Source organism: Palleronia pontilimi (assembly GCF_016412875.1).
Taxonomy (GTDB): domain Bacteria; phylum Pseudomonadota; class Alphaproteobacteria; order Rhodobacterales; family Rhodobacteraceae; genus Palleronia; species Palleronia pontilimi.
Window position 1 is genome coordinate 1 of record NZ_JAEKPD010000031.1, and the last position, 19,719, is coordinate 19,719.

Genomic DNA, 19,719 nt, shown 5'->3' on the forward strand with positions numbered 1-19,719 from the left:
CAGACCTCGCAAGGCGGCAGGGCAAGAAAGTCGAGAAGTCGCTCACGGCGCAGTGGGGCGGGTATCCATCAAAGCTGATGCTCCGGCATAACGATGAGACTGTCGATGCCCATACGAAAAAGCGGTACCACAACCGGGCAGAAGCCCTCATTGAGGGTATGAATATGCCGTCCCCTGAAGAAGAGCAAGCCAGCCCAAAGGAAGCAGACGCAAAGTACGAATCCGTGGTGCGTTACCTTCTGGCAAACACCCGCGACAGTTCCAGGTTCGGGCTACTGTTCAAAGAAAACACAGCCTACGGGTTTCGGCGGAATCTCTATGGCCTAAAATCTGCGGGGCTTGCACTGCTCATAGGATGCTTCTGCTTTGTGGCATATGACTCCCGCGACCTTCTTCTCTCGGGGGAACTTCCAGGGCCGCCGGCGGTCTACCTTTTGGTTGCTTATGTCGTCTCTGGAGTCCTGTGGCTGGTTCTGGTCACAGCGAGCAGTGTAAGGGACGCGGCAGATGAATACGCCAGGCAACTGCTCACGAGCCTTGAAGTGCTTTAACGCCATTAATTTGAGGATCTCCGGGATTGATGGACGGTTAAGGGCATTCGGATACCACCCCTTCGGCGGCAATCCATAGTTTTCGCTTTTGCGGCGAAAGTTCGATCTGACGAGCCTCACCGTGATATCGGGTTTGTTAGCCGAACGGCAGTTATGGGTCAGAGATTTTTGCCCAAATGATCCGCGTGTCAATTTTTTGGATGCGCTTTAGCATGACGCGAACAGATGTTTATCGTTAGCTTTGTGGCAGGATGTAGATTTCCGCAAAACATACAGTCAACTGAGGTGAATCAATGGAAGTTCTCTTTTCAACAACCCTCAAACCCATGGCTGACTTCGAAGTGGGAGAAATCGGTCTCTGCAACTTTGGCAGAGGGGCGGAACTGGCCATGCTTGTTGTTAAACTCGAGGAGGATCTTGGTTTCGCTACAATGCACGACCAGGGTGATGATTTGTTCAGTGTTTACTATGTGGAGCACAAATCTGACCTCTGCCTTTCTTATGGCCAAGACTGGAAGCTGGTTATCGACCCTACTGGCGATATCCAGATGGGAGTTTACGCCTCCCCCGAAATTGGCGACATAGTAATGTGGAATGGTGCCTATGGCTTGTGCGCGTCTCAGTCTCGACGCCCCATAAAGAGCAAGATCAACTTTCCGCTGACCGGCACCGTTCCTAGTAGATCACCCGTTGAAGCAATTTTTAGATCTTGGAAAATTGTCCTCAACGAGACGGATCCCGAGACTGGCCTAGCTCCCGTGATCTTTCGCCACAACAACTCTACGCAGATTTCGCAATCTTGATCGAAATATTGTCGAAGGTAGGGATCCTACTGCAGTTGTTCGATCAGCATGTCCCAGTAAAGTGAAGCGCCACCTTCAAATGTGAGCTTAGAACCCTCTTGGCGACCAAACCCCATTCCCAGACTCTTCAAAAACAAGGCTTGATCGTCAGCTTCTACCGTAAGCTGCTCGTTGTAGCCATTGGTAGCAGCGTTCTCGCTCCCTGAGTACGCAATTCCACCAAGGTGTTCTGATCCCATGAAAATGGTACACGCGCTGACTTTCTTGCCCCCGCGATAACAGACTGCTGTGAACCTGTTGGCATCGATACGTCGAAATGTCCCTTCAATCTCTGGATTGCGGGATGCAAGTTCGTTCAAAGAATTCTCAAAATACTTGGCCATATAGTCGAACGCTTCATGGAGAAAGGCGTCACGATCACGGTCTGTGAATGACTTGGATACTCTGAGATTGCTTGATCTCATTCCAGGTTCGGTCATCAAAGGTGAAACTTGATTGGTCGGTTCACATGAAGCCGGGGATTGCGGTGAACCACCAAGTCGCTTTGCAGCTTTCTGAACAGCTTGGGCGACCTCCCGAAACGCCTGATCTCTATCGGGCCACTGCGTGACTGGTTTCCCATCGGTTGGAACTCCCAGAATTTTGCCAAACGGAGTGTCATGCCAAAGACAATCACGCAAGATAACCGGAATGACGATTGCTTCCTCGCGGTCATGCCTCTCAATCGCCCGCAACATCTCCTTTTCGTAGCAATAGTCAGAAGCAAGAAAATCGGAACTGATCAGAAGAAGTATGATGTCGTCCTTCTCAACGTGAATGTTGATCTCACTGCCAAACTCTTGGCCAGGATCAATCCGCCGGTCATGCCATGTCTCGATCAAACCTTGGCGTTTCAAAATTGCCAGTTGCTTTTCGAGCTGGTCGCGAAGTGCCTCGTCGGCATGGCTGTAAGAAAAGAAGACTGATGGCATCGCAAATCCACATGATATTGTTCTGGGTGCTGTTTATCCGATTTTTCTGAGGCCGACAGTGGATTAGGTGCTCTTCCCCGACGTTGCCACGAAATAGGGGGTGTCATTGCGGTAAAAAGGACCATTTTTTGGCAGAGTTCGCCGATCTAGACACCGGGGCATTTGCGGCGAAGGCTGGCTTTGTCCGCGTCTGTGGGTTCTCTTGAGCCCTTTCACTGCACCCGCAGCGAAAGTCCGGTCTGACGGACTGCGGTGCAGCGATGACCTGACTGGATGAATGGCAGGTATGGGCCGTGAGTACAGAGTGTCGACGTGCCGCGCGGGTCTGATGCTTCCATGATACCAACGGCGGCAGAGAGCCCAACCTCACCGATGTTGCAACAACGACAAAGGACCGCTTTTGGTCATTGCAAACGATGCAGCCACTTATGATCTGGATGATATAAAGCCAGCCAATCGCGCAGGTTTACGCGATCTTTGGTGGTCAGTTTTGGCAACGCTGCCTCAAAGTCATCCTCATCCTTTGCCCTGCAATGTTTGGCCTTGAACAGAAGCACATTGGCCGGAGCCAAATACCTGATACCTTCAGCAGTAGTTTTTATTGTTTGGTCGCGTGGTTGCTTCAAATTGGGATGCCGTTTGTAACTCCATATCGTCGAAGTTCCCCGTTCCATCATCATGTCCACGCGCCATCGGGCGTCCTGCAAATCGGCCCCCCAGAATTGCCATGTATCGGTATCTACATGACTCTTGAGATTGCATTTGCGCAATTGTCCTTTCTTGGCTTCAAAGAAAGTCAGGTCTTTTAAGTAGGAAGCAATTATGGGCGCATCTTTGGGAGTCGTTGCAAACTCCAAATCCTCGTGCTCTCGACGCGGCGCACCGAGCCAAAGATCGAGCGCCCATCCTCCCACGATGTACCAATCGGCATCTACACCGTTAAGCTTGGCTGCCAACTGCTCAGGAGACCAAGCATCCCAAGCATTCTCGTCGGGTGGTGTCATAGGTTTTGGCATCCAATCGTCACGGAGATACGAAACGTCTAACAATAGTGGAGGGATTATACAAAAGCCGCCATCCGTTCTTTTGGCGTGAATGTCTCAGAAGTCCCGCACTCTACTAGTTCGCCGATGGCTCAAGTTTGCAGATGCAGCGAATGACCGCAAGGCGGGCTGCGACCGCAGCATCTTGACCTGTCGATGAAAGGCAGGAATGGGCCGCGAGCGGTTAACTTCTGGCTCCGGCTGCGATCGATGCTGCGTTGCCTGCTAGGTCGGCTTCGAGCCCATATTGAACGATGCTGCACGATGCATGAGTGTCCGGTTCCGATGCTGTGCTCTTTATCTTGCGAAAGCAACTAGCCATACCCACCTCCTTGATTAAATGATCTTGGATGGGAGACAATGGGTTGTTCCGAAAGTTCGCCTGGATATCAGCGTCTCTCATTCTTGCTGTCACTGTCGCCGGTGCGATCTTCTATAAGCCGATTAGGATACTTGCGCCTCAGATGTTCGGTCTGACATGCGTTTCGGAGATACTATGTCTCGATGATGTCAGTCGCCAAGAAGAGGCGATGGAATTGATTGCAGACGCAACTTCTTTTGTCTCAGGTGAATTAAGCCCATTTGAAACTGAACTGACCGTCTTGTTTTGCAGCACGCGAGACTGCCTTGCTCGATTTACCAACGCCACCGTTGCTGCCCAGTATTTCTGGGGCGCGCGCACCTTGTTGATAGGCGACCGCTGGGTCCCCCATATCATCCGCCATGAGCTGATCCATCATTGGCAAAACGAAAACTATGGAGGGCCTCGGGACGCGCTTCGACTGCCCATGTGGTTCTTGGAGGGGATGGCATACTCTCTGAGCGAAGATCCGCGGGATGTCATTCCAAATGTGGAGGCGAATGAGCAGCGAGCACGTTTTATGGAATGGCTAAGTACCGGAGGTGACTGGCGAACCCCTCCAATTCAGTAAGCTGCCGTTCATCATGAGGCGCAAACGGCCGCTTCGTCCCGCGATCCGTAAATTCGATTTGGTCTTTGTTTCGGCAGTGCCGCGAAAGTCCGGTTTGGGGAAGCTGCACTGCAGCGCTTGACCACATCAGCAACGGCCGCTTTGGGCCGGAAGCGACGTTCAGCCCAACCGGCAACGAACCCTTCTATCTGCGCTGCCGCAAGTCCGCTTGGAGCCCTTATTGCATGGTTCCGCGCAGCGCGGGAATGGCGGTTGCGGGACCTGGACCGCTGTTGGGGATACCGGCCAGCCATTTAGCAGCAGTTCCGCAACTCGGCACTTCCCTGGCAGCAGTCCTCCATCAGGAAGATCATCAGCGCACCAATTGTCTTGAAGTTGACACAGTAATTCAGGCTTCGGGATCGCCGTTCTCTTATCGCGAAGCCCGACTCCGACAACGCGGCCAGATGAAACGATGCCCTCGACGGGCTGGCCCCAATCTTGCGTGCAATGGCACCGGCACTCATGCCGTCCGGTCCCGCTTCTACCAAAGCCCGGATTACATCCAGACGATCAGAATTCGAGAGAACTCCAAACAGCGGCGCGGCGTCTTCTGAGTTCATATTTCAATTTATCTTGAAGTATCTGTGTCGGCCAGTATCATATTCCAAGAATTGGTGAAATGATAGAGGCTGTGATGAACACTCTTTTTGACCTCCTGAAGGAGCTTGAACGTCAAGAACCTTCACATCCATTGGTATTCGAGACCGCGGAAGGTGAAATTTCCCCGGGTTACCAAGTCACCGAACTCAGACACTCTTTCTCAAAAGGTATCGACTGTGGAGGAAACGTTGAGACTTGGTCGGAAGCGAGACTGCAGATTCTCGACGGGCAAGGACAGACTCATATGAGCGTTGGCAAGTTCAGCAGCATTGTCGCCAAATGCCTCGCAGTGATGCCAGAGCTGGCGAGCGCATCGCTGATGATCGAGTTTGGACACAACAACACGGAACTGCGGCTGATGTCGCCGCGTCATCTCGAGCTTCGTGGAAAGCGCGTTATCATCGTGCTCGGCAATTTGCGAGCCGTGTGCAAACCGGCCAAGAGGGTCGGACTTGAAATTGGTGGCGATGACGAGTGTAGCGGCCGCCCGAAGACCTCGGCAAGGAAATCGACCTGTTGCCCTGTGGAAAGGCTGCGAGAAAACATCAGTCCGTGTTGCGCATAGGGACTGGTGCGTCGTCAAATGCTAACTTTCATGGCTCACCCGAGAACGGTAGCTTCGTCCCGCCCACCAGTCGTCGCTCTTCTGGAGATCGCTGCGCAGGGCATGAACAACCGACTTCCCGGCCGCACTGCGGCGTGATTTTTGCCGCCATGCGGCAAGAAATCTGCTGCGTGCAAGTGCAGCGAAATCCGGCCGCTTCTGCTACGAGCTCGGAGCTGACCTTGCTCTTCGAGCCACTGAAATGCTCATCATGCGCCACGAACTGCACAGAGCTAAGTTTTCGGACATACTCATTTATTTTCGGGGCGGGCCGTCGCCTGGCAAGATACCTGCGCCAAACGTTGCTCGCTTCGATGGGCTTTTCCCGCAAGGTCCACGTAGTCGCTAAACATCCATCACGTACATCACCTATTAGATCGCGCCGTGAGGCCCATCATGTTTGATCTCCCCCGATGCACCGGCTTCAGAGAATAAGTTGGACATCCTGCGCCTCAGTCCGAACGCTGCGTCAGCCAAGTCGGGCAGACCGAGCTCGTTTGCGGTTTCGATGAGGCGGTTCATCACATCGATCATGTAGTCGGTTTCAGTCATGCTATTCTCGTGGCGGTTGGCATGATGTCAGCATCCCCCTGACATCGTTAGTGAACCCTTAATGGCCGAAGCTAAATCGCCGGAACTGTCGAGCTGATCACAGTCGTTCGCTGGCGGGGGTCGGGGCGGTGTCTCTTGCGACACCACTCGTCAGCGACCGCATCTTCGACAAGTGGTTCGGGGTCCCCGAGATCTTCTGGGTCGCGCCATTGCTTCTGGTCTCAGCCGCGCTCGTCGCGACGCTCTGGGTCATGCTCAAGCGGATGCCCTTCGCGGGGGACCGGTTCGACTGGCTTTCCTTTGCAGTTTCGAGCGCGGTGTTCGCGCTGGCCTATCTCGGTCTCGCCTACAGCTTCTATCCGTATGTCGTGCCTGAGCGCCTGACGATCTACGAGTCCGCAGCAGCCCCGGAAAGCCTGAGGATCATCCTTGTGGGCGCCTGCTTCGTCATCCCGACGATCATCGCCTACTCGGTGCTGGCCTACGTGATCTTCCGCGGGAAGGCGACCGAGCTGCGATACGACTGACTCGCGCCGACCTCATTCGATCTGGACGATCGCGGCGAAGCGGTCGCGGACGACATCGAGGATCAGATCGGCCATGCGCTGGATGAGATCCCGATGTGCCGCGCGCCGCCGCCAAACCAACCCGATTGAGCGCGTGACCCGACCCTTTCGGAACGATCGGATCACGACGTCGCCGGTTTCGCCCGAAACTTCCGAGCGAACGTAGAGTGCGGGCAGGAAGCTCACCCCCATATCGAGCGCCGTCATCTGGCGTACCGCATCGAGGCTCGTGCCCTCGTAGTCGCGCCGCAGGTTCGCGCCGAGTTCGTCACAAAGAGCCTCCACCTGCGCATGCAGACGATAGGCGTCCGAGAGGCCGATCACGTCAAGCCCGGCAAGATCCGATGGTGCGATGACCTGCCGGGCCGCCAGCGGGTGATCCTGCGCCATGGCCAGGTGCAGAGGTTCGCGGAAGAGGCGCCTGGTCTCGACATCGGCAGACGGCACCGGAAGCTGCGTCAGGATAAGGTCATGATGGCCCGCCATCAGCTCTTCCTGAAGCTGGAGAGGCGTCGCATCGCGCGCGATCACCTTGAGGGCTGGATATGACAGGTGAAGCTGTCGCATCACATGGGGCAGAAGGTAGGGGCCAAGTGTCGGGGTGGAGCCAAACCGGATCGTCCCGCCGAAGCCCTCGCGTGCGTCCTGAGCAAGCGCGCGCAAGGTATCCGCTTCATCCACGATCCGGCGCGCCTGTTCAAGCATCGTCCGTCCGTGCGGAGTCAGAACCGCACCGCGCTGGCCTCTCTCGACCAGTTCCAGGCCCAGAGCCTCTTCCAGCGCCACGATCTGCTGGCTGAGCGACGGCTGGCTGACGCCAACGCGCTCGGCGGCCCGCCGATAGTGGCGCGCCTCGCAGAGTGCCAGGAAATAGGTCAGCTGCCTGAGGGTAAAATCGGCGGGCATGCGGCATCCTCGATGAAACGGGAGACCCGTACAATATAGGAAAAGACGATCAAACTTTCAGGAATTTCCCTGTTCTTCTAATCGCTCTGCCTGACCATATCGAAGGTGCGATCGCAGATGATCGCTTGGCACAATCAAGAAAGGGAGACCGAGAGATGAAAGTGACGTCCGCCAGGAAGAGACCCTCGATCATGGCCCGGGTCGAGAACCTGCACCGACGCCGTGGCGAATTGAGCGCGCGCATATATGCTGAATTGCGCAGGCCAGCCCCGTGCAGCATGACCTTGCAGACGTTGAAGCGCGAGCGTCTGCGCCTGAAGGACGAGATTGCGCGCTTCGATGGGCTATTGCGTCGGTCGAACACCCATTCCTCGCTCTTTCCGGCGGCTTGAAGCGCGATGTTCTTCCGCTTTCTGTACCAAAACACCGGGCTCAGCCGACTGCACAGCACCGACCTCGAGGACATGAAGGATGCCCTCTGTGGAGACGACCATACCGGCCCCGATAGCGGCAGCCCACATACCGGACGGCGGAGACCTCTCCGTCATCGTCCAACTCAGACCGGAGTGCATTGACCGGCGCCCCCTGAATCCAAGGAGAGGGGCAGCATGCCCCTCCCATCGAAGATCGACATCCTTATGTCGGGCATGCGGCAATTCGAAAGTCGGATCTCTTCTCCGCGCCTCCAATTATCGCACTCGAAGGCGCGGAGAGAAGGCTGCGTATCTCAAGTTCCTGCTGAAGAAAAACGTCAGTGCCTGCACCGACTGAGTGCCTGTCATTCCGTCTCGGCACGATCTGCGATCCCAGCCCTCGAACCATGCGTCGATTGCGCGCTCGCGGCGAGCGGCCGGTCCGGATGGCCGCTCACCGGAACCTGCGAGTTCCATAGATGGGCAGTATGAGCCGTCCACTTCGAAGCTATCGGCGCCACCCTATAAAAACTTGACCCGGCCAGCCACGGTCAATTTGGCTCTTTCCCGACCTTCTCCGCAGCGCAGGATGTGCCAAAGCTCAGGCGTTTCTGTCACTGGCGATCAGGATCATTTTGGCCGCATCATTATTACATAATGAACCTCATCAATTTTATATTTACACAAGATGTAGCGTTGCGGTATCGCCGTTGCTACTATGTCGGTATCAAATTATGAGGCTGGGAAAACATGGTAAACATTGATCTAAGCAAGCTGTCCCTTGATGAGCTGAAAAAGCTCCAGAGGGATGTGACCAAGGCAATCGGTACGTACGAAACGCGCCAGAGGCAGAATGCACTTGCTGCCGTCGAAGCCAAAGCCAAAGAGATGGGCTTTTCGCTGTCCGAGCTGACCGGAAAACAGAAACCCTCCAAGACAATAAGCCCTCCCAAGTATCGCCATCCCGAGAACCCATCAGTGACCTGGAGCGGACGGGGCCGTCAGCCAGCGTGGATCAAGGAGTGGCTTGAGGCAGGCAAACCCTTGGAAGACTTCCTTATCTCCAAGTAGCACGCGGCGGATGGGTTCTGACGCGTGATTATGGCTGCGCCAGAACCTACCGTTTTGGCGAACGAGTTGTGGCAAGGGTTTATGTCCGGACTGCGAGACTAAGCTGATATTGGAAAAGCATCCATGCAGAGTTTAACGTCTGACGAAAAGGATCTGCTCGATGGACATCGCCCTTTCGCTTGGAACAATAATTATCGTGAATATCGCGGCGTGGCTTACGCCCGGCGCCAATATGCTCGCAGTGATAACAGCATCGTTGACCCTTGGCCGCGCCCACGGCTTAGCAACCGGTTTTGGGTTGGCATGTGGTGCAATAATTTGGGCGACTTTCGCGGCTCTAGGGGTCGCGGTCCTGTTTGAGTTGTTTCCAAAAGCCATGATTGCACTCAAGCTGGCCGGTGCTGCTTATCTGGTCTGGCTAGGACTTAAAGCCCTAAGAGCCGCCAGAAAAAATGACGACACCATGATTGTAGCCAGGGCACATGACAGAGCGTTGAAGGAATCGTTCAAGTCAGGCATCATTATCAGCATCACGAACCCCAAGGCGGCGCTTTTCTTCGGGTCGGTGATGACAGCTTTTATTCCCGCTACGGCGCCCGACTGGTTCTTGGCCGTGGTCGTCGTGATCTGCGGCTTTCTCGGAGTGGTCCTACATTCGATCACTGCGACGCTATTTTCGACTGACGTCGCAATTCGGGTATACCGACGATGCCAAAAGTCGATCTCTTATGCCTTCAGTTTAATCTTCATGGGCTTGGGCGGATCAATCGCCTATGCTGCGCTGCGACGAACCTCGTAGGTATAAGCTCGTTCCTGACCTTCTCCGCAATGCAGGATGTGCTAAAACTCAAACGGTTCTGCCATTTGCAAAGGGACCGTTTTCGGCCGGTAGGTTGTGGCAGCGGGGTCTTGTCTAACAGCGGCCATTCGTGATCCGAGCGGCGAATACCGGATTAGAGCCCAGAGTGACCAATGCTGCAGTGTGCACGAATGGCTGTTTCGGAGGACATCCAGTTGAATCAAGAATTTGAGTAACTTAGAATTCAACATCTTTCGCTTCTTGGTTCGCTCAATCCTCGTTGAATTCTGTAATCTCCTCGGCGGTCATCTCTCGGACGCTCCAGCTTTCCGTATGTGCATTGAGTTCTGCAATATGATTGGCAGGCAATTCTTGCACCTTGAGTGGCAAAAGATAGCCAGTCATTGCACGGCCTTTACAAACGACAACTGCCGCATCTACCGCTTCATGAGTGTCGTGGTCAGTCTCACCGCACATGAAGTCCCACTGCCCCTCTGGACCATGTTCGATCAGTCTAAGGGGGCGTTCTTTGGTGTGCACATGTCCGCACATAATTCCATGAATTTCGTGCTTATGATCGCTCATCGCGTGCCTCAATCCAGTTCCACAACTTTCTTAATCTAGGTCTTCGGCAAGATTGAGGCAGCCAGTGTAGTCGATGTGGGCTCGCAAGCGGACATCTAGACATTGACGTTCAACGGCGGCAAAGTCCCGCACCGCCGAACTCCGAAGGCTGCTTGGACTCGAAAGCGTAGCGAACGGCGGCTTCCGAGGGCTGCGCTGCAGCATCCTGAGCTAGGGCTGAAAGTCGGCTAAGGGCCGAAAGAGCCCATGTTTGCGCTTTGCTCAGCAGAGGTCTTTCGCATTGCTGAATTTCCGCGCGATGCATACTGCAATGGTGAATAGATCCTGGCCTTCGATCTTATATTCAGGGTGTGCAAAATCAATCAGCTTCAAGATCAAGGGGCTGCAGGTCTTGCCAGAGATCGCCGGGGCCGGGATTGTCCGGGGCCGAAGCACCGCCAAAATGCTTTTGGACGCCCCAGACCGCGTTCAGTGCGGTCGTGACCGCCCCCTCGGCCCAGCCGGCGGTCCAGGAGACGCTGTCGCCCGCAAGGAACAAGCCGCGGCGGCGCTCGGGCATGTCGTCTTGCATGAAGTGGCTGAATAGCCGACGCTGATAGCGATAGTGGCCAGGCAGATTGCCCTTGAACGCGCCCATGAAATAGCGGTCGTTTTCCCAACTGACGGTGATCGGGTCGCCGATGATATGGGAGCGGATGTCGAGACCGGGATAGATCTTTTCGATGCTGTCGATCATCAGGTCGACACGTTCGTCGATCGGCAGTGTGACCCATTTCATCGCGTCGTCGTTCCAAGTGTAGCTGAGGCAGATCGCGCCCGGCCGGTCGTCTCCGAAATCCAGCAGATAGGTGCCGCGTGTCTTGCGGTCTGACAGGGTCATGCTGAGCCGGTCGCGCCCGGTGATGCGGTCGGTTTCCTTCCAGAACGGACGGTCGACGATCACGAAAGTTTTGGACGATTGCATGTAGTGGGTCCGCTCCATGGCCATCCACATGGTCTGGTCGAACAGGGTCTCGTCGCAATCTATGGTGGTCGACAAAAGCCAGCTTTGGCAGGTGACGACAGCGGCGGCGAAGTGGCGCGCATTGCCCCAACGGTCGGTGATGGCAATGCCACCGTCGTCGGCGCGCCGGATCTTGCGTACCTCGCCCAGCGTCGCACCGTTGTGAAGGGAAGACAGTGTGGTGCCCGTCGGCCAATGCGCCATCTGGTCGGGCGCGTGGCGCCAGATGGAATTTGGCACCTGTTCGACACCGCCCTTGACCAGCTGGTGGTCGTCGTCGGCGCCGGTATAAACGATGCGCAAGATTTCCAGCATCGAGTTCGGGAAATCGGTATCCCAGCCGCCTGACCCGAAGCCGACCTGTCCGAAGACCTCCAGGTGGCGGAAATCGCGGCGCGCGAACGCATCCGAACGGGCCAGAAAGCCATAGAAGCTTTGGCCGTCCAGATCGGGCACCAGATCGTTCCACAGCTTCTTGATGGCGTTGGTGTCGCGGGCTCGCAAAGCGTCCTGCATCTGCGACAGGAATGCGCCGTCCTCCAGAGCTTGGGTCCACGCCTCGCCCACTTCGGCGAAGATCGGGGGCAGGTCCGCGGCAGTCCTGGCGTAGTGCTTTTCGCCGCCAAGCTCGATCATCGTGCTGGGCGTGGCGTCGGACAACGGATTGGGAAAGCCGGTGGTCTCGGCGCCGGCCTTGTTAAGATAGTGGAAAAACGCCCGGCCGGTCGGCGGAAACCGCATTCCGCCCAGTTCGACCACCATGTCGTCGACACCCGGAACCGGCTCGGACCGCAACCTGCCGCCGATGCGCACCGCTTCGTAGATCACGGGCCTCAGGCCCAGCTTCATCAGCTCGTATGCCGCGACGATCCCGGCCATGCCCGCGCCGATGACAGCCACCTCGGTCCCCAGGCGCGCGTCGGGAACATGGCCCAGCCCGGCGGGATGCGTCAGGTAGCGATCGTAGGAAAAGGGGAAATCTGGCGACAGCATTGTCAGTGTGTCGTCGGTATCGTCGGCGTGGGTCATGCGGGGGTTATCCTTCGGGGACTTCGGATCTTCTGTGAGCGTTGCGTATAGCGCGACGCGTCGGTCGGCCAGATGCGAGGTTTCGCCACGGATCTGCTTCAGGGCAGTGGGGTCGATGTCGGCAAAGATCATTTCGGCCTCGGATCCGGCGCGGGCCAACACCCGGCCGTCGGGGCCGACAATGCAACTGAGACCGCAATAGTCGAATGCGGCTTCGTGGTCACACCGATTCACGTAGGCCAGGAAGACCTGATTTTCGAAAGCGCGTGCCACGACGACGGTTTCGGCGACGATTTCCGCAGGGCGCATCAGTGCGGTTGGCACCAGCACCAGATCGGCTCCGCGCAGGGCAAGGCCGCGGACGTTTTCGGGGAACTCGACGTCATAGCAGATCAGCAAACCCACCTTCAGTCCGGCGAAGTCGACGACCGGGGGGGGCGTGGGGCCTGCGGCGAACTGGGTGCAGTCGACGTCGCCGAAAAGGTGCGTCTTACGGTAGTGCGCGATCTCGGATCCGTCCGCGCCGATCAGAACGGCGGTGTTGTAGATCGCCGAGCCGTCCCGTTCGGGAAAGCCGGTCAGAATGGCGATACCTGCGTCCCGCGCGATAATGCGGACCTTATCCATTAAGGGGCCGTCGCGCGGCTCGGCCAGCGCGGAGATGGGGCCGGGGCCGATGGCATAGCCGGTCAGATACATTTCGGGACAGACCAGAAGGTTTGCGCCCTGTTGCCGCGCGCAGGTTGCCGAGGCTGACAGCTCGGCCAGTATATCGGGACGGTCGGTCTGCGCCGGTCCCTGCAAACATGCGATGCGAAGTATGGAGGACAAAGTGATGAGACTGCCTTGCTGGTTTCGTTGATTTATCCTGACGGCCGCGCCGCCGTCCTAGGATTTGTCGCCCTTGGTGTCACCCGACAGACCAGGGCATGCGTCGGCGTCGGGTGCGGGCTGTCACCAGTGTCGCGCATGGTCATCGTCGATCTCGATCACCGTGGGACCAGAGGCGGCGAACGCGCTCTCGAGAGCCGCGATCAAATCGTCAAGTGTGGTTGCCGTCGTGGCCCGTGCGCCAAAGCCGCGCGCCAGCATCTGGAAATCGGGCGTATGGATGTGCACGCCGATCTCGGGAATGTCGCGGTCGCGCATATAGGACGCAATCTCGCCATAGCCGCGGTTGTTCCACAAAAGGACGGGCACGGGCAACTTCAGCTCTACCGCGGTGGCGAGCTCGGGCAGGGTGAACTGAATGCCGCCATCCCCGATCAGGGACATCACGGGGCGGTCGGGACAGCCCAGTTTGGCCCCGAAAGCGGCGGGTAACCCGTAACCAAGTGTACCGAACCCGGTGGCCGAATTGAACCAGGAACGCGGCTGTGCGGGATCATAGGTCAGGTTGGCACCATAGACCGGCTGGGTGGAGTCGCCCGCGATGAGCACGCCGGGAAACGCCTTGGCGATCCGGTCGAAGATCCTTCCATGGGCCAGATAGGACGGGTCCAGACCGTCGAGGGCGGCTTGTCTGAGCGTTGTGGTCCGTTGTGCTCCGTCGGTTTGGGCGGGGCTGCCCAATGCGTCGGCCAACGCGCGGGCAGCGGCTGCCGCGTCGGACAAAATCGCGATGTCGGCGGGTGCCGTGCGCGTCATCTGGTCCGGATCAATATCGACGCGGATCAGAGTGTCCGAAATCTCGGGATAGCCACCGAAAAGAAGCGTGTCGGTTTCGCCCAGTTCAGAGCCAAGCGCCAACACCACGTCGGCGGCGGTAAGTTCGTCCAGAACGGGGCGTTCGGGCAGAAGCGATCCGACCAGCAGGGGGTGGCCGGGCGGCAGCAGCCCCTTTCCGTTGATGGTGGGAACCACGGGGGCACCGATCGCTTCGGCCAGCGCACGCGCGGCGTCCGGATCGCCCGCCAGACCACCGCCGAAGATGACCAGCGGCCGGGTCGCGGCACGTATGGCGTTGGCCGCGCGGTCGATGGCATCGGGGCAAGGCGCGGGCTTTGCGGGCGGAGCCGTGATCGCGCCGGGCGATCCTTCGGCTGTGATGATATCCAGCGGCAGCTCGACATGCACCGGGCGCGGGCGCGCGGACGAGAAGGTCGCCGCCGCGCGGGACAGGATCGGGGCAAGGGCAGCGGGATCCATGACCGTCTGGCTGAAGGCGGCAACGCCCGAGACCAACGAGGATTGGTCGCGCAATTCGTGCAGCCGCCCTTCGCCACGGCCCAGATGCGCGCGCGCGAGCACGCTTGAGACGACCAGCATCGGCACCGAATCTGCGTAAGCCTGCCCCATGGCGGTCGCGATATTGGTCATGCCGGGACCCGAGATGATGAAACAGGCCGCCGGTCTGCCGCTGGCCCGAGCGTATCCGTCGGCCATGAAGCCCGCGCCCTGTTCGTGGCGCGGGGTGACGTGGCGCAGCCCGGTCTGCGGCAAACCGCGGTAAAGCTCGACCGTATGAACGCCCGGAATACCGAAGATCGTGTCGATGCCCATCGCTTCGATCAGTTGGGGCAGAACCTCGCCGGTGGTGGGCATCTAACGATCCCGGATCACCAGAACCGATGCCTTGGCGTGGTTGGCCACGCGCGACGCAACGGATCCCAGCGCATAGCTGGCCGGTCCCGGGCGCCGCGCGTGGATCAGGATCTTGTCGGCGCCGATTTCCTCGGCGACGTCCAGGATCACGCCTGCAACTGGTCCGTAGCCCACGCGGGTTTCCGACCCCGCAAGTTGCGACTTTGCGATAACCGACTCCAGCTGCGCCTTCGCGTGCTCTTCCATCTTCGCGACCGTCCCTGTCGGATCGGTCGCGGTCGCCAGATACATCTCGGGCACGACGGTCAGGACAACGATGCGCGCGCCTGTTTCGCCCAATCGGGCCGCTTCGGAAAACAGCTCGGTCCGGTCATGATCCGCGCTGACATCGACGGTAAGAAGAACTGTATTGACCTGCATCAGAAGACCACCACGCGTGCAAGGAATATGGCGATGGGTGTCGCGATGATCGTTCGGATCACGAAGATCAGCGCAAGGTGCCCAAGGTTGAGCCCGAGGTTCGAGCGCAGAAGGATCGCGCCCACTTCGGACATGTAGATCAGCTGACTGACCGACAGGATGGCGATCAGAAAGCGCGTTTCCTTGCTTTCAATGGACTCACCGATCAACGCGGGCAGGTACATATCCGCAAATCCGACGACAAGGCTGGGGGCGGCCTCGGCCGCGCTTTCGACGCCCGCGAAATTCAGGATCGGCACGAACGGCGCCGAGATCCAGTCGAAGATCGGCGTGTACTCGGCCAGGATCATCGCGATCATGGCGATGGCTACAGTGGCGGGCACCAGCGCGAACCACATGAACACAAGATTGTCGATCCCGGCCTTCAGGAAGTTGCGGAAATTTGGTGCCTCGCGGGCGCGGTCCAGCGCCAGACGTGTGCCCGCATGGACCAGGCTTTCGCCCTCTTTCACGGTGGTGTCGGTATGGTCCGACGTGTCATCGTGGTATTCTTGCGGGATCCAGGTCAGCGGCGGGATGCGTGGCATGATCAGCGCGCAGACGAATCCGATCAGCATGACCGATCCGTAATAGGCGAAGAAGACGTCGGCGAGCCCCACCAGCTTGGCGATGACGTAGCAGAACGGCAGCGATACGATCGAGAATGTGCACGCCACCGATGCGGCTTCGCGCCGTGTGTAGACGCCCTTGTCGTATTGCTGCGTCGTCAGCATGACCCCCAGCGCCGAGCCACCCAGCCACGAGGCAAGACCGTCCACCGCCGAGCGTCCGGGCAGCTGGAACAGCTTGCGGAAGGCCTTTGACAAAAGCGCGCCGACGAACTCGGTGAACCCGTAATCGGTCAGCAGCGGCAATCCGAAGGCCGCAAAGGCAAAGAGCGCCAGCAGGTTGGTCATCAGCGTCGCGACAACGACGCCCCCGGTGGCATCCGAGGTCATGAATTCCGGGCCTATGGAAAAGATGAACGCCGCCGTGAAGACGGCCCCCAGCACCCTGAGGATCGTCCAGATCGCGTCGCCGCGCAGATGGCGGCGCAGCGTACCGATTTCGGGCTTGGCGGGGCCATAGCTGTACCAGACCGACAGGATCGCCGACAGAACAGTGACCACCAGCAGCGTGTATTTCACCAGCGTGCCGAAGTTGTTGTTCACGAAGTCGATCATCAGCCCGAAGGGGATGGTCCAGGTGTCGCCGCCCGGCACCGGCAACAGGAACAAAGTCGCACCCAGCGTGGACGGGATCAGGAACTTCGCCCAGGTCTTGCCGCTTGCGCCGTGGGAGCCGTTGACGTCTGTGCTGGTGTCGGCCATCACGATCTTCCTTTCGGCAGGATGCAGAGCATTTCGTAGAGCAGATTGGCGGCGATAAGCGCGGTCGTTCCCTCGAAATCGTAGGGAGGCGAGACCTCGACCAAATCGCAGCCCACCAGATTCAATCCATCGGCGCCGCGTATGATCTCCAGCGCCTGGTGGGTGGTCAGGCCGCCGATCTCAAGCGTGCCGGTGCCGGGCGCAAAGGCTGGGTCGAGGCTGTCGATATCGAAGCTCATATAGACCGGACCGTCCCCCATCTGGGCGCGCACTTCTTTCATCAGCGGGGTCAGCGACTTGTGCCAGCACTCCTCGGCCTGCACCACGCGGAAGCCCTGGTCGCGGGGCCAGTCGAAATCGGCGTCGGAATAGCCGGTGCCGCGCAACCCGATCTGAATCACCCGTTCGCAATCCAGTAATCCTTCGTCGACCGCGCGTCTGAACGGCGTGCCGTGGGCAATCTCGCGACCAAACATGTTGGGATTGATGTCGGCATGGGCATCCACATGGATCAATCCGACGGGCCCGTGCTTGCGGGCGATGGCGCGCAGGCACGGCAGAGCCAGCGTATGGTCGCCGCCCAGTCCCAGCGGGATCGCATCGTGTGCCAGTATCGCATCATACGCCGACTCGATCCGCGCGACGCTGTCCAGCAAATCGAAAGGGTTTGTCGCTATATCGCCGATATCGGCAACCTGCATCCGGTCAAAGGGCGACGATTTTGTCCACATGTTATACGGTCGCAGCATGGTCGACTCGGCCCGGATCTGACGGGGACCGAAGCGCGTGCCGGACCTATGTGACGTCCCGATATCCATTGGAATGCCAACAAAGACGGCGTCACAGCCTTCGGCGCTGGTCACCGAAGGCAGACGCATCATCGTGCCGGGGCCTGCGAACCGAGGCATATCGTTGCCCGACAGCGGCTGGTTACGTGTCATCGCGTTCCCTCGATTTGCTCACGAATACGTTAAAACTAGCTGACGAAATCCTACTGCCAACGTGAAATTCGCTGGCAGTCAGGATTATTCTCAGCAGACATGCCTCTTCGCGGTCAAATCCGTCTACACCCGATCGTAGCGGAGGACGCTGACGACAGCGATCTGCGACTTCACCCGATGCTCGGCGGGTTCACCTCGTGAGCGTATCGCCTATGATCGCCAAGGGGGGGCACGTTAAGGGAAGAGAGCGAATATATAGCACGGGAAATTCAATTAAGTATGCAGGGCGTTTAAATCAAGCGGAATTGTCGCACGCACCAAGCTGGCAAGTGTCCGTACAGGACAGGGTATGGCCTTGCCGTGGCGGCGGGTTGAATGGCGGCTTGGGGCTGGAAGCGCCGAAGGTGCAATTCGAGCAAGGTACGGCTTCCGCTATGATACCGCCGAGGAATCCACTCTGCCAGGCACGGCCCACTTATTGATCGGCTGCCTCACGAACCCCGAAGCGTTACTTGGTTCGATTGGCGAATGCCACAAGCGACAGCATGACCGGAACGTCAACCAAGACCCCAACGACGGTTGCCAAAGCCGCCCCAGAATTCAGACCGAACAAGCTGATGGCGACCGCGACAGCGAGCTCGAAGAAATTCGATGTCCCGATAAGGGCGCATGGTGCTGCGATCCGATTTGGAACGCGCCAGATGAACGCTGCGGCATAAGCCAGGGCAAAGATGCTGTAGGACTAAATCAAGATCGGCACCGCGATCAGTGCAATGATCAGCGGCCGATCCAGAAGCCATGCCCCTGGAGGCCGAACAAGATGACCACTGTCGCGCCTAAAGCGGACGTGTCTAGACGAGGTGACCAACCAACTTGCTGCGGTGCATCCGAGATCCGCTTAGAGCCCGACCTTCGCCTTCGACGTGCTGCAGCGAACGGCCGCTCTCGCGAACAGCCAAAAACGTGCAAGAACTACGTGGGTTTTGCCTTGGGGTTCAAACCCGGCTAACCTTCTGAAGATGCAAGCCCTCTTGGGGAGGGACAAAAACGGCCGTTTGTGGCCTAGCGGATCGGCCCCGCGTCAGCCAAGGTCAATATCCCGCGCGGCCTCTCTTGCGCGCTCATCTTGGAATTCATCCATTCTTCGGCGGCGCGATACTTCGATCTGGGTCGCCATGTCCAGCAGGTCCTGCATCCATGGTCCGACCTTGAGCGCCCGCACTTCGCTGAACTCCCATTGAGAATACTCTTTCGAGATGTCTTCCACGATCTCGAGCTTGGCGACGCGCTCAATCTCGGTAAAAAGTTCCACTTCGCCTAAGCGGTAGGGGTCGTCTGGTGCGTAGGACATGCCCCGGTCCCGGAGGATTAGTCGATAGTGTCCGTCATTGAAGGTGAAGTCGATTGTCTTGACTTTGATATTGCGTGAGCCGTCCTCTTCCTTCTCCTCAGTCGCAGCTATTTCCGTGGCGGCGAAGCCGACGTAATTCTCGAAGTCATCCTGCTTGATCCAGGAGGGCCAGTACTTCACGTGCTCGGGCAGACATCGCCCCAGGGCATAGGCAATGCGCCCCTCAGTCACTAATTTGTGCGCGGCCTCGACCTTGTCGTAGGCGGCCTGAAGCTCCGCATCGGGGCCGGGCTGAGAGGCGCGATAGGCCGCTTCAGAGTAGGCAATCAGGGAGGCAGCCAAGGTGCTGGCGGCCTCGTTCAGTTTCTCGGTAGGGGTCTTCGGCTGTGGCGCGGCAGGCGGTTCCGAGCGAACCGGTTCGTGTGTCTCCGGAGGTGGTTTCTTCTTCCAGAACATCGGCGCGCCTCGGTGTCGACCTGATCCAGATTTTTACCATCGACCGGCGACAGTTCATAGAAAACGTTGGGCCGAGCAACCACCGAATCTGGTCAAAACTCATGCGTTTCTGTCGCCGGCGAAAAGGATCGTTTTCGACACGGCCAGAAAGCACCGTTTTCTTACCG

The 19,719-nt window shown here is 58.0% G+C and carries 20 protein-coding genes and 1 pseudogene; 8 read left to right on the plus strand and 13 right to left on the minus strand.

What is annotated here, in order from left to right; all coding sequences use genetic code 11:
• Nucleotides 1-551, plus strand: a 551-nt coding sequence (locus tag ILP92_RS17735) for a hypothetical protein (RefSeq protein ID WP_198917751.1), incomplete at its 5' end; no start/stop codon positions are given.
• A gap of 293 nt (nucleotides 552-844) precedes the next feature.
• Entirely contained in the window at nucleotides 845-1,354 is a 510-nt protein-coding gene (locus tag ILP92_RS17740; protein ID WP_198917752.1) for a hypothetical protein, read from the plus strand.
• 26 nt (nucleotides 1,355-1,380) lie between these two features.
• Here ILP92_RS17740 and ILP92_RS17745 read toward each other — a convergent pair whose 3' ends face one another.
• Nucleotides 1,381-2,325 carry a toll/interleukin-1 receptor domain-containing protein gene (locus tag ILP92_RS17745; protein WP_198917753.1) on the minus strand — a complete coding sequence of 315 codons (945 nt, stop codon included), beginning with the start codon at nucleotides 2,323-2,325 and terminating at the stop codon, nucleotides 1,381-1,383.
• Nucleotides 2,326-2,729: 404 nt separating this feature from the next.
• A complete protein-coding gene (locus ILP92_RS17750) occupies nucleotides 2,730-3,329 on the minus strand; it encodes a nucleotidyltransferase domain-containing protein (RefSeq protein WP_198917754.1) in 600 nt (199 codons plus the stop codon).
• 389 nt (nucleotides 3,330-3,718) lie between these two features.
• Between ILP92_RS17750 and ILP92_RS17755 the strand changes: the two genes are divergently transcribed.
• Nucleotides 3,719-4,300, plus strand: coding sequence for a hypothetical protein (locus ILP92_RS17755; RefSeq protein ID WP_198917755.1), 582 nt, complete (start codon nucleotides 3,719-3,721; stop codon nucleotides 4,298-4,300).
• Between the two features lie 293 nt (nucleotides 4,301-4,593).
• Here ILP92_RS17755 and ILP92_RS17760 read toward each other — a convergent pair whose 3' ends face one another.
• Entirely contained in the window at nucleotides 4,594-4,902 is a 309-nt protein-coding gene (locus ILP92_RS17760) for an ArsR/SmtB family transcription factor (RefSeq protein WP_198917756.1), read from the minus strand.
• Between the two features lie 74 nt (nucleotides 4,903-4,976).
• Between ILP92_RS17760 and ILP92_RS17765 the strand changes: the two genes are divergently transcribed.
• Complete coding sequence (locus ILP92_RS17765; RefSeq protein ID WP_198917757.1) at nucleotides 4,977-5,507, plus strand: DUF6428 family protein; 531 nt, start codon at nucleotides 4,977-4,979, stop codon at nucleotides 5,505-5,507.
• A 411-nt stretch (nucleotides 5,508-5,918) separates the two neighbouring features.
• Here ILP92_RS17765 and ILP92_RS17770 read toward each other — a convergent pair whose 3' ends face one another.
• Complete coding sequence (locus ILP92_RS17770; protein WP_198917758.1) at nucleotides 5,919-6,098, minus strand: hypothetical protein; 180 nt, start codon at nucleotides 6,096-6,098, stop codon at nucleotides 5,919-5,921.
• A gap of 110 nt (nucleotides 6,099-6,208) precedes the next feature.
• Between ILP92_RS17770 and ILP92_RS17775 the strand changes: the two genes are divergently transcribed.
• On the plus strand, nucleotides 6,209-6,625 hold the full coding sequence (locus ILP92_RS17775; protein ID WP_198917770.1) for a cytochrome d ubiquinol oxidase subunit II: 417 nt from the start codon (nucleotides 6,209-6,211) through the stop codon (nucleotides 6,623-6,625).
• A 12-nt stretch (nucleotides 6,626-6,637) separates the two neighbouring features.
• On the opposite strand, the gene ILP92_RS17780 is transcribed toward ILP92_RS17775, so the two are convergent.
• Nucleotides 6,638-7,570, minus strand: a complete 933-nt coding sequence (locus ILP92_RS17780) for a hydrogen peroxide-inducible genes activator (protein ID WP_198917759.1) — start codon at nucleotides 7,568-7,570, stop codon at nucleotides 6,638-6,640.
• Between the two features lie 155 nt (nucleotides 7,571-7,725).
• On the opposite strand from ILP92_RS17780, the gene ILP92_RS17785 reads away from it, so the two are divergent.
• The 3 genes from ILP92_RS17785 (at nucleotide 7,726) to ILP92_RS17795 (ending at nucleotide 9,853) form a co-directional block, all read left to right on the plus strand.
• Nucleotides 7,726-7,962, plus strand: coding sequence for a YdcH family protein (locus ILP92_RS17785; RefSeq protein WP_198917760.1), 237 nt, complete (start codon nucleotides 7,726-7,728; stop codon nucleotides 7,960-7,962).
• A 771-nt stretch (nucleotides 7,963-8,733) separates the two neighbouring features.
• Entirely contained in the window at nucleotides 8,734-9,054 is a 321-nt protein-coding gene (locus tag ILP92_RS17790; RefSeq protein ID WP_198917761.1) for an H-NS histone family protein, read from the plus strand.
• 160 nt (nucleotides 9,055-9,214) lie between these two features.
• Nucleotides 9,215-9,853 carry a LysE family translocator gene (locus tag ILP92_RS17795; RefSeq protein WP_198917762.1) on the plus strand — a complete coding sequence of 213 codons (639 nt, stop codon included), beginning with the start codon at nucleotides 9,215-9,217 and terminating at the stop codon, nucleotides 9,851-9,853.
• 270 nt (nucleotides 9,854-10,123) lie between these two features.
• Here the strand turns inward: ILP92_RS17795 and ILP92_RS17800 are convergent, their stop codons facing one another.
• From ILP92_RS17800 to ILP92_RS17830, 8 genes and pseudogenes are all read right to left on the minus strand, one after another.
• Entirely contained in the window at nucleotides 10,124-10,438 is a 315-nt protein-coding gene (locus ILP92_RS17800; RefSeq protein ID WP_198917763.1) for a hypothetical protein, read from the minus strand.
• Nucleotides 10,439-10,796: 358 nt separating this feature from the next.
• Nucleotides 10,797-13,274 carry an FAD-dependent oxidoreductase gene (locus tag ILP92_RS17805; RefSeq protein WP_198917764.1) on the minus strand — a complete coding sequence of 826 codons (2,478 nt, stop codon included), beginning with the start codon at nucleotides 13,272-13,274 and terminating at the stop codon, nucleotides 10,797-10,799.
• A 150-nt stretch (nucleotides 13,275-13,424) separates the two neighbouring features.
• Entirely contained in the window at nucleotides 13,425-15,014 is a 1,590-nt protein-coding gene (locus ILP92_RS17810; RefSeq protein WP_198917765.1) for a 5-guanidino-2-oxopentanoate decarboxylase, read from the minus strand.
• Entirely contained in the window at nucleotides 15,015-15,434 is a 420-nt protein-coding gene (locus ILP92_RS17815) for a universal stress protein (protein ID WP_198917766.1), read from the minus strand.
• The gene (locus ILP92_RS17820) at nucleotides 15,434-16,804 is read right to left on the minus strand and encodes a YjiH family protein (protein ID WP_198917767.1); all 1,371 of its coding nucleotides are present in this window, start codon (nucleotides 16,802-16,804) and stop codon (nucleotides 15,434-15,436) included. The genes ILP92_RS17815 and ILP92_RS17820 overlap by 1 nt, the downstream gene beginning before the upstream one ends.
• Nucleotides 16,804-17,745: an agmatinase gene (speB, locus tag ILP92_RS17825; RefSeq protein ID WP_198917768.1), complete on the minus strand. Its 942-nt coding sequence runs from the start codon at nucleotides 17,743-17,745 to the stop codon at nucleotides 16,804-16,806. The genes ILP92_RS17820 and speB overlap by 1 nt, the downstream gene beginning before the upstream one ends.
• A gap of 508 nt (nucleotides 17,746-18,253) precedes the next feature.
• A pseudogene (locus ILP92_RS18645) lies at nucleotides 18,254-18,585 on the minus strand (arsenic resistance protein); the annotation flags it as partial.
• Nucleotides 18,586-18,826: 241 nt separating this feature from the next.
• Nucleotides 18,827-19,552 (minus strand): hypothetical protein, encoded by a 726-nt coding sequence (locus ILP92_RS17830; RefSeq protein WP_198917769.1) that lies wholly within the window; start codon nucleotides 19,550-19,552, stop codon nucleotides 18,827-18,829.
• Nucleotides 19,553-19,719: the final 167 nt, after the last annotated feature.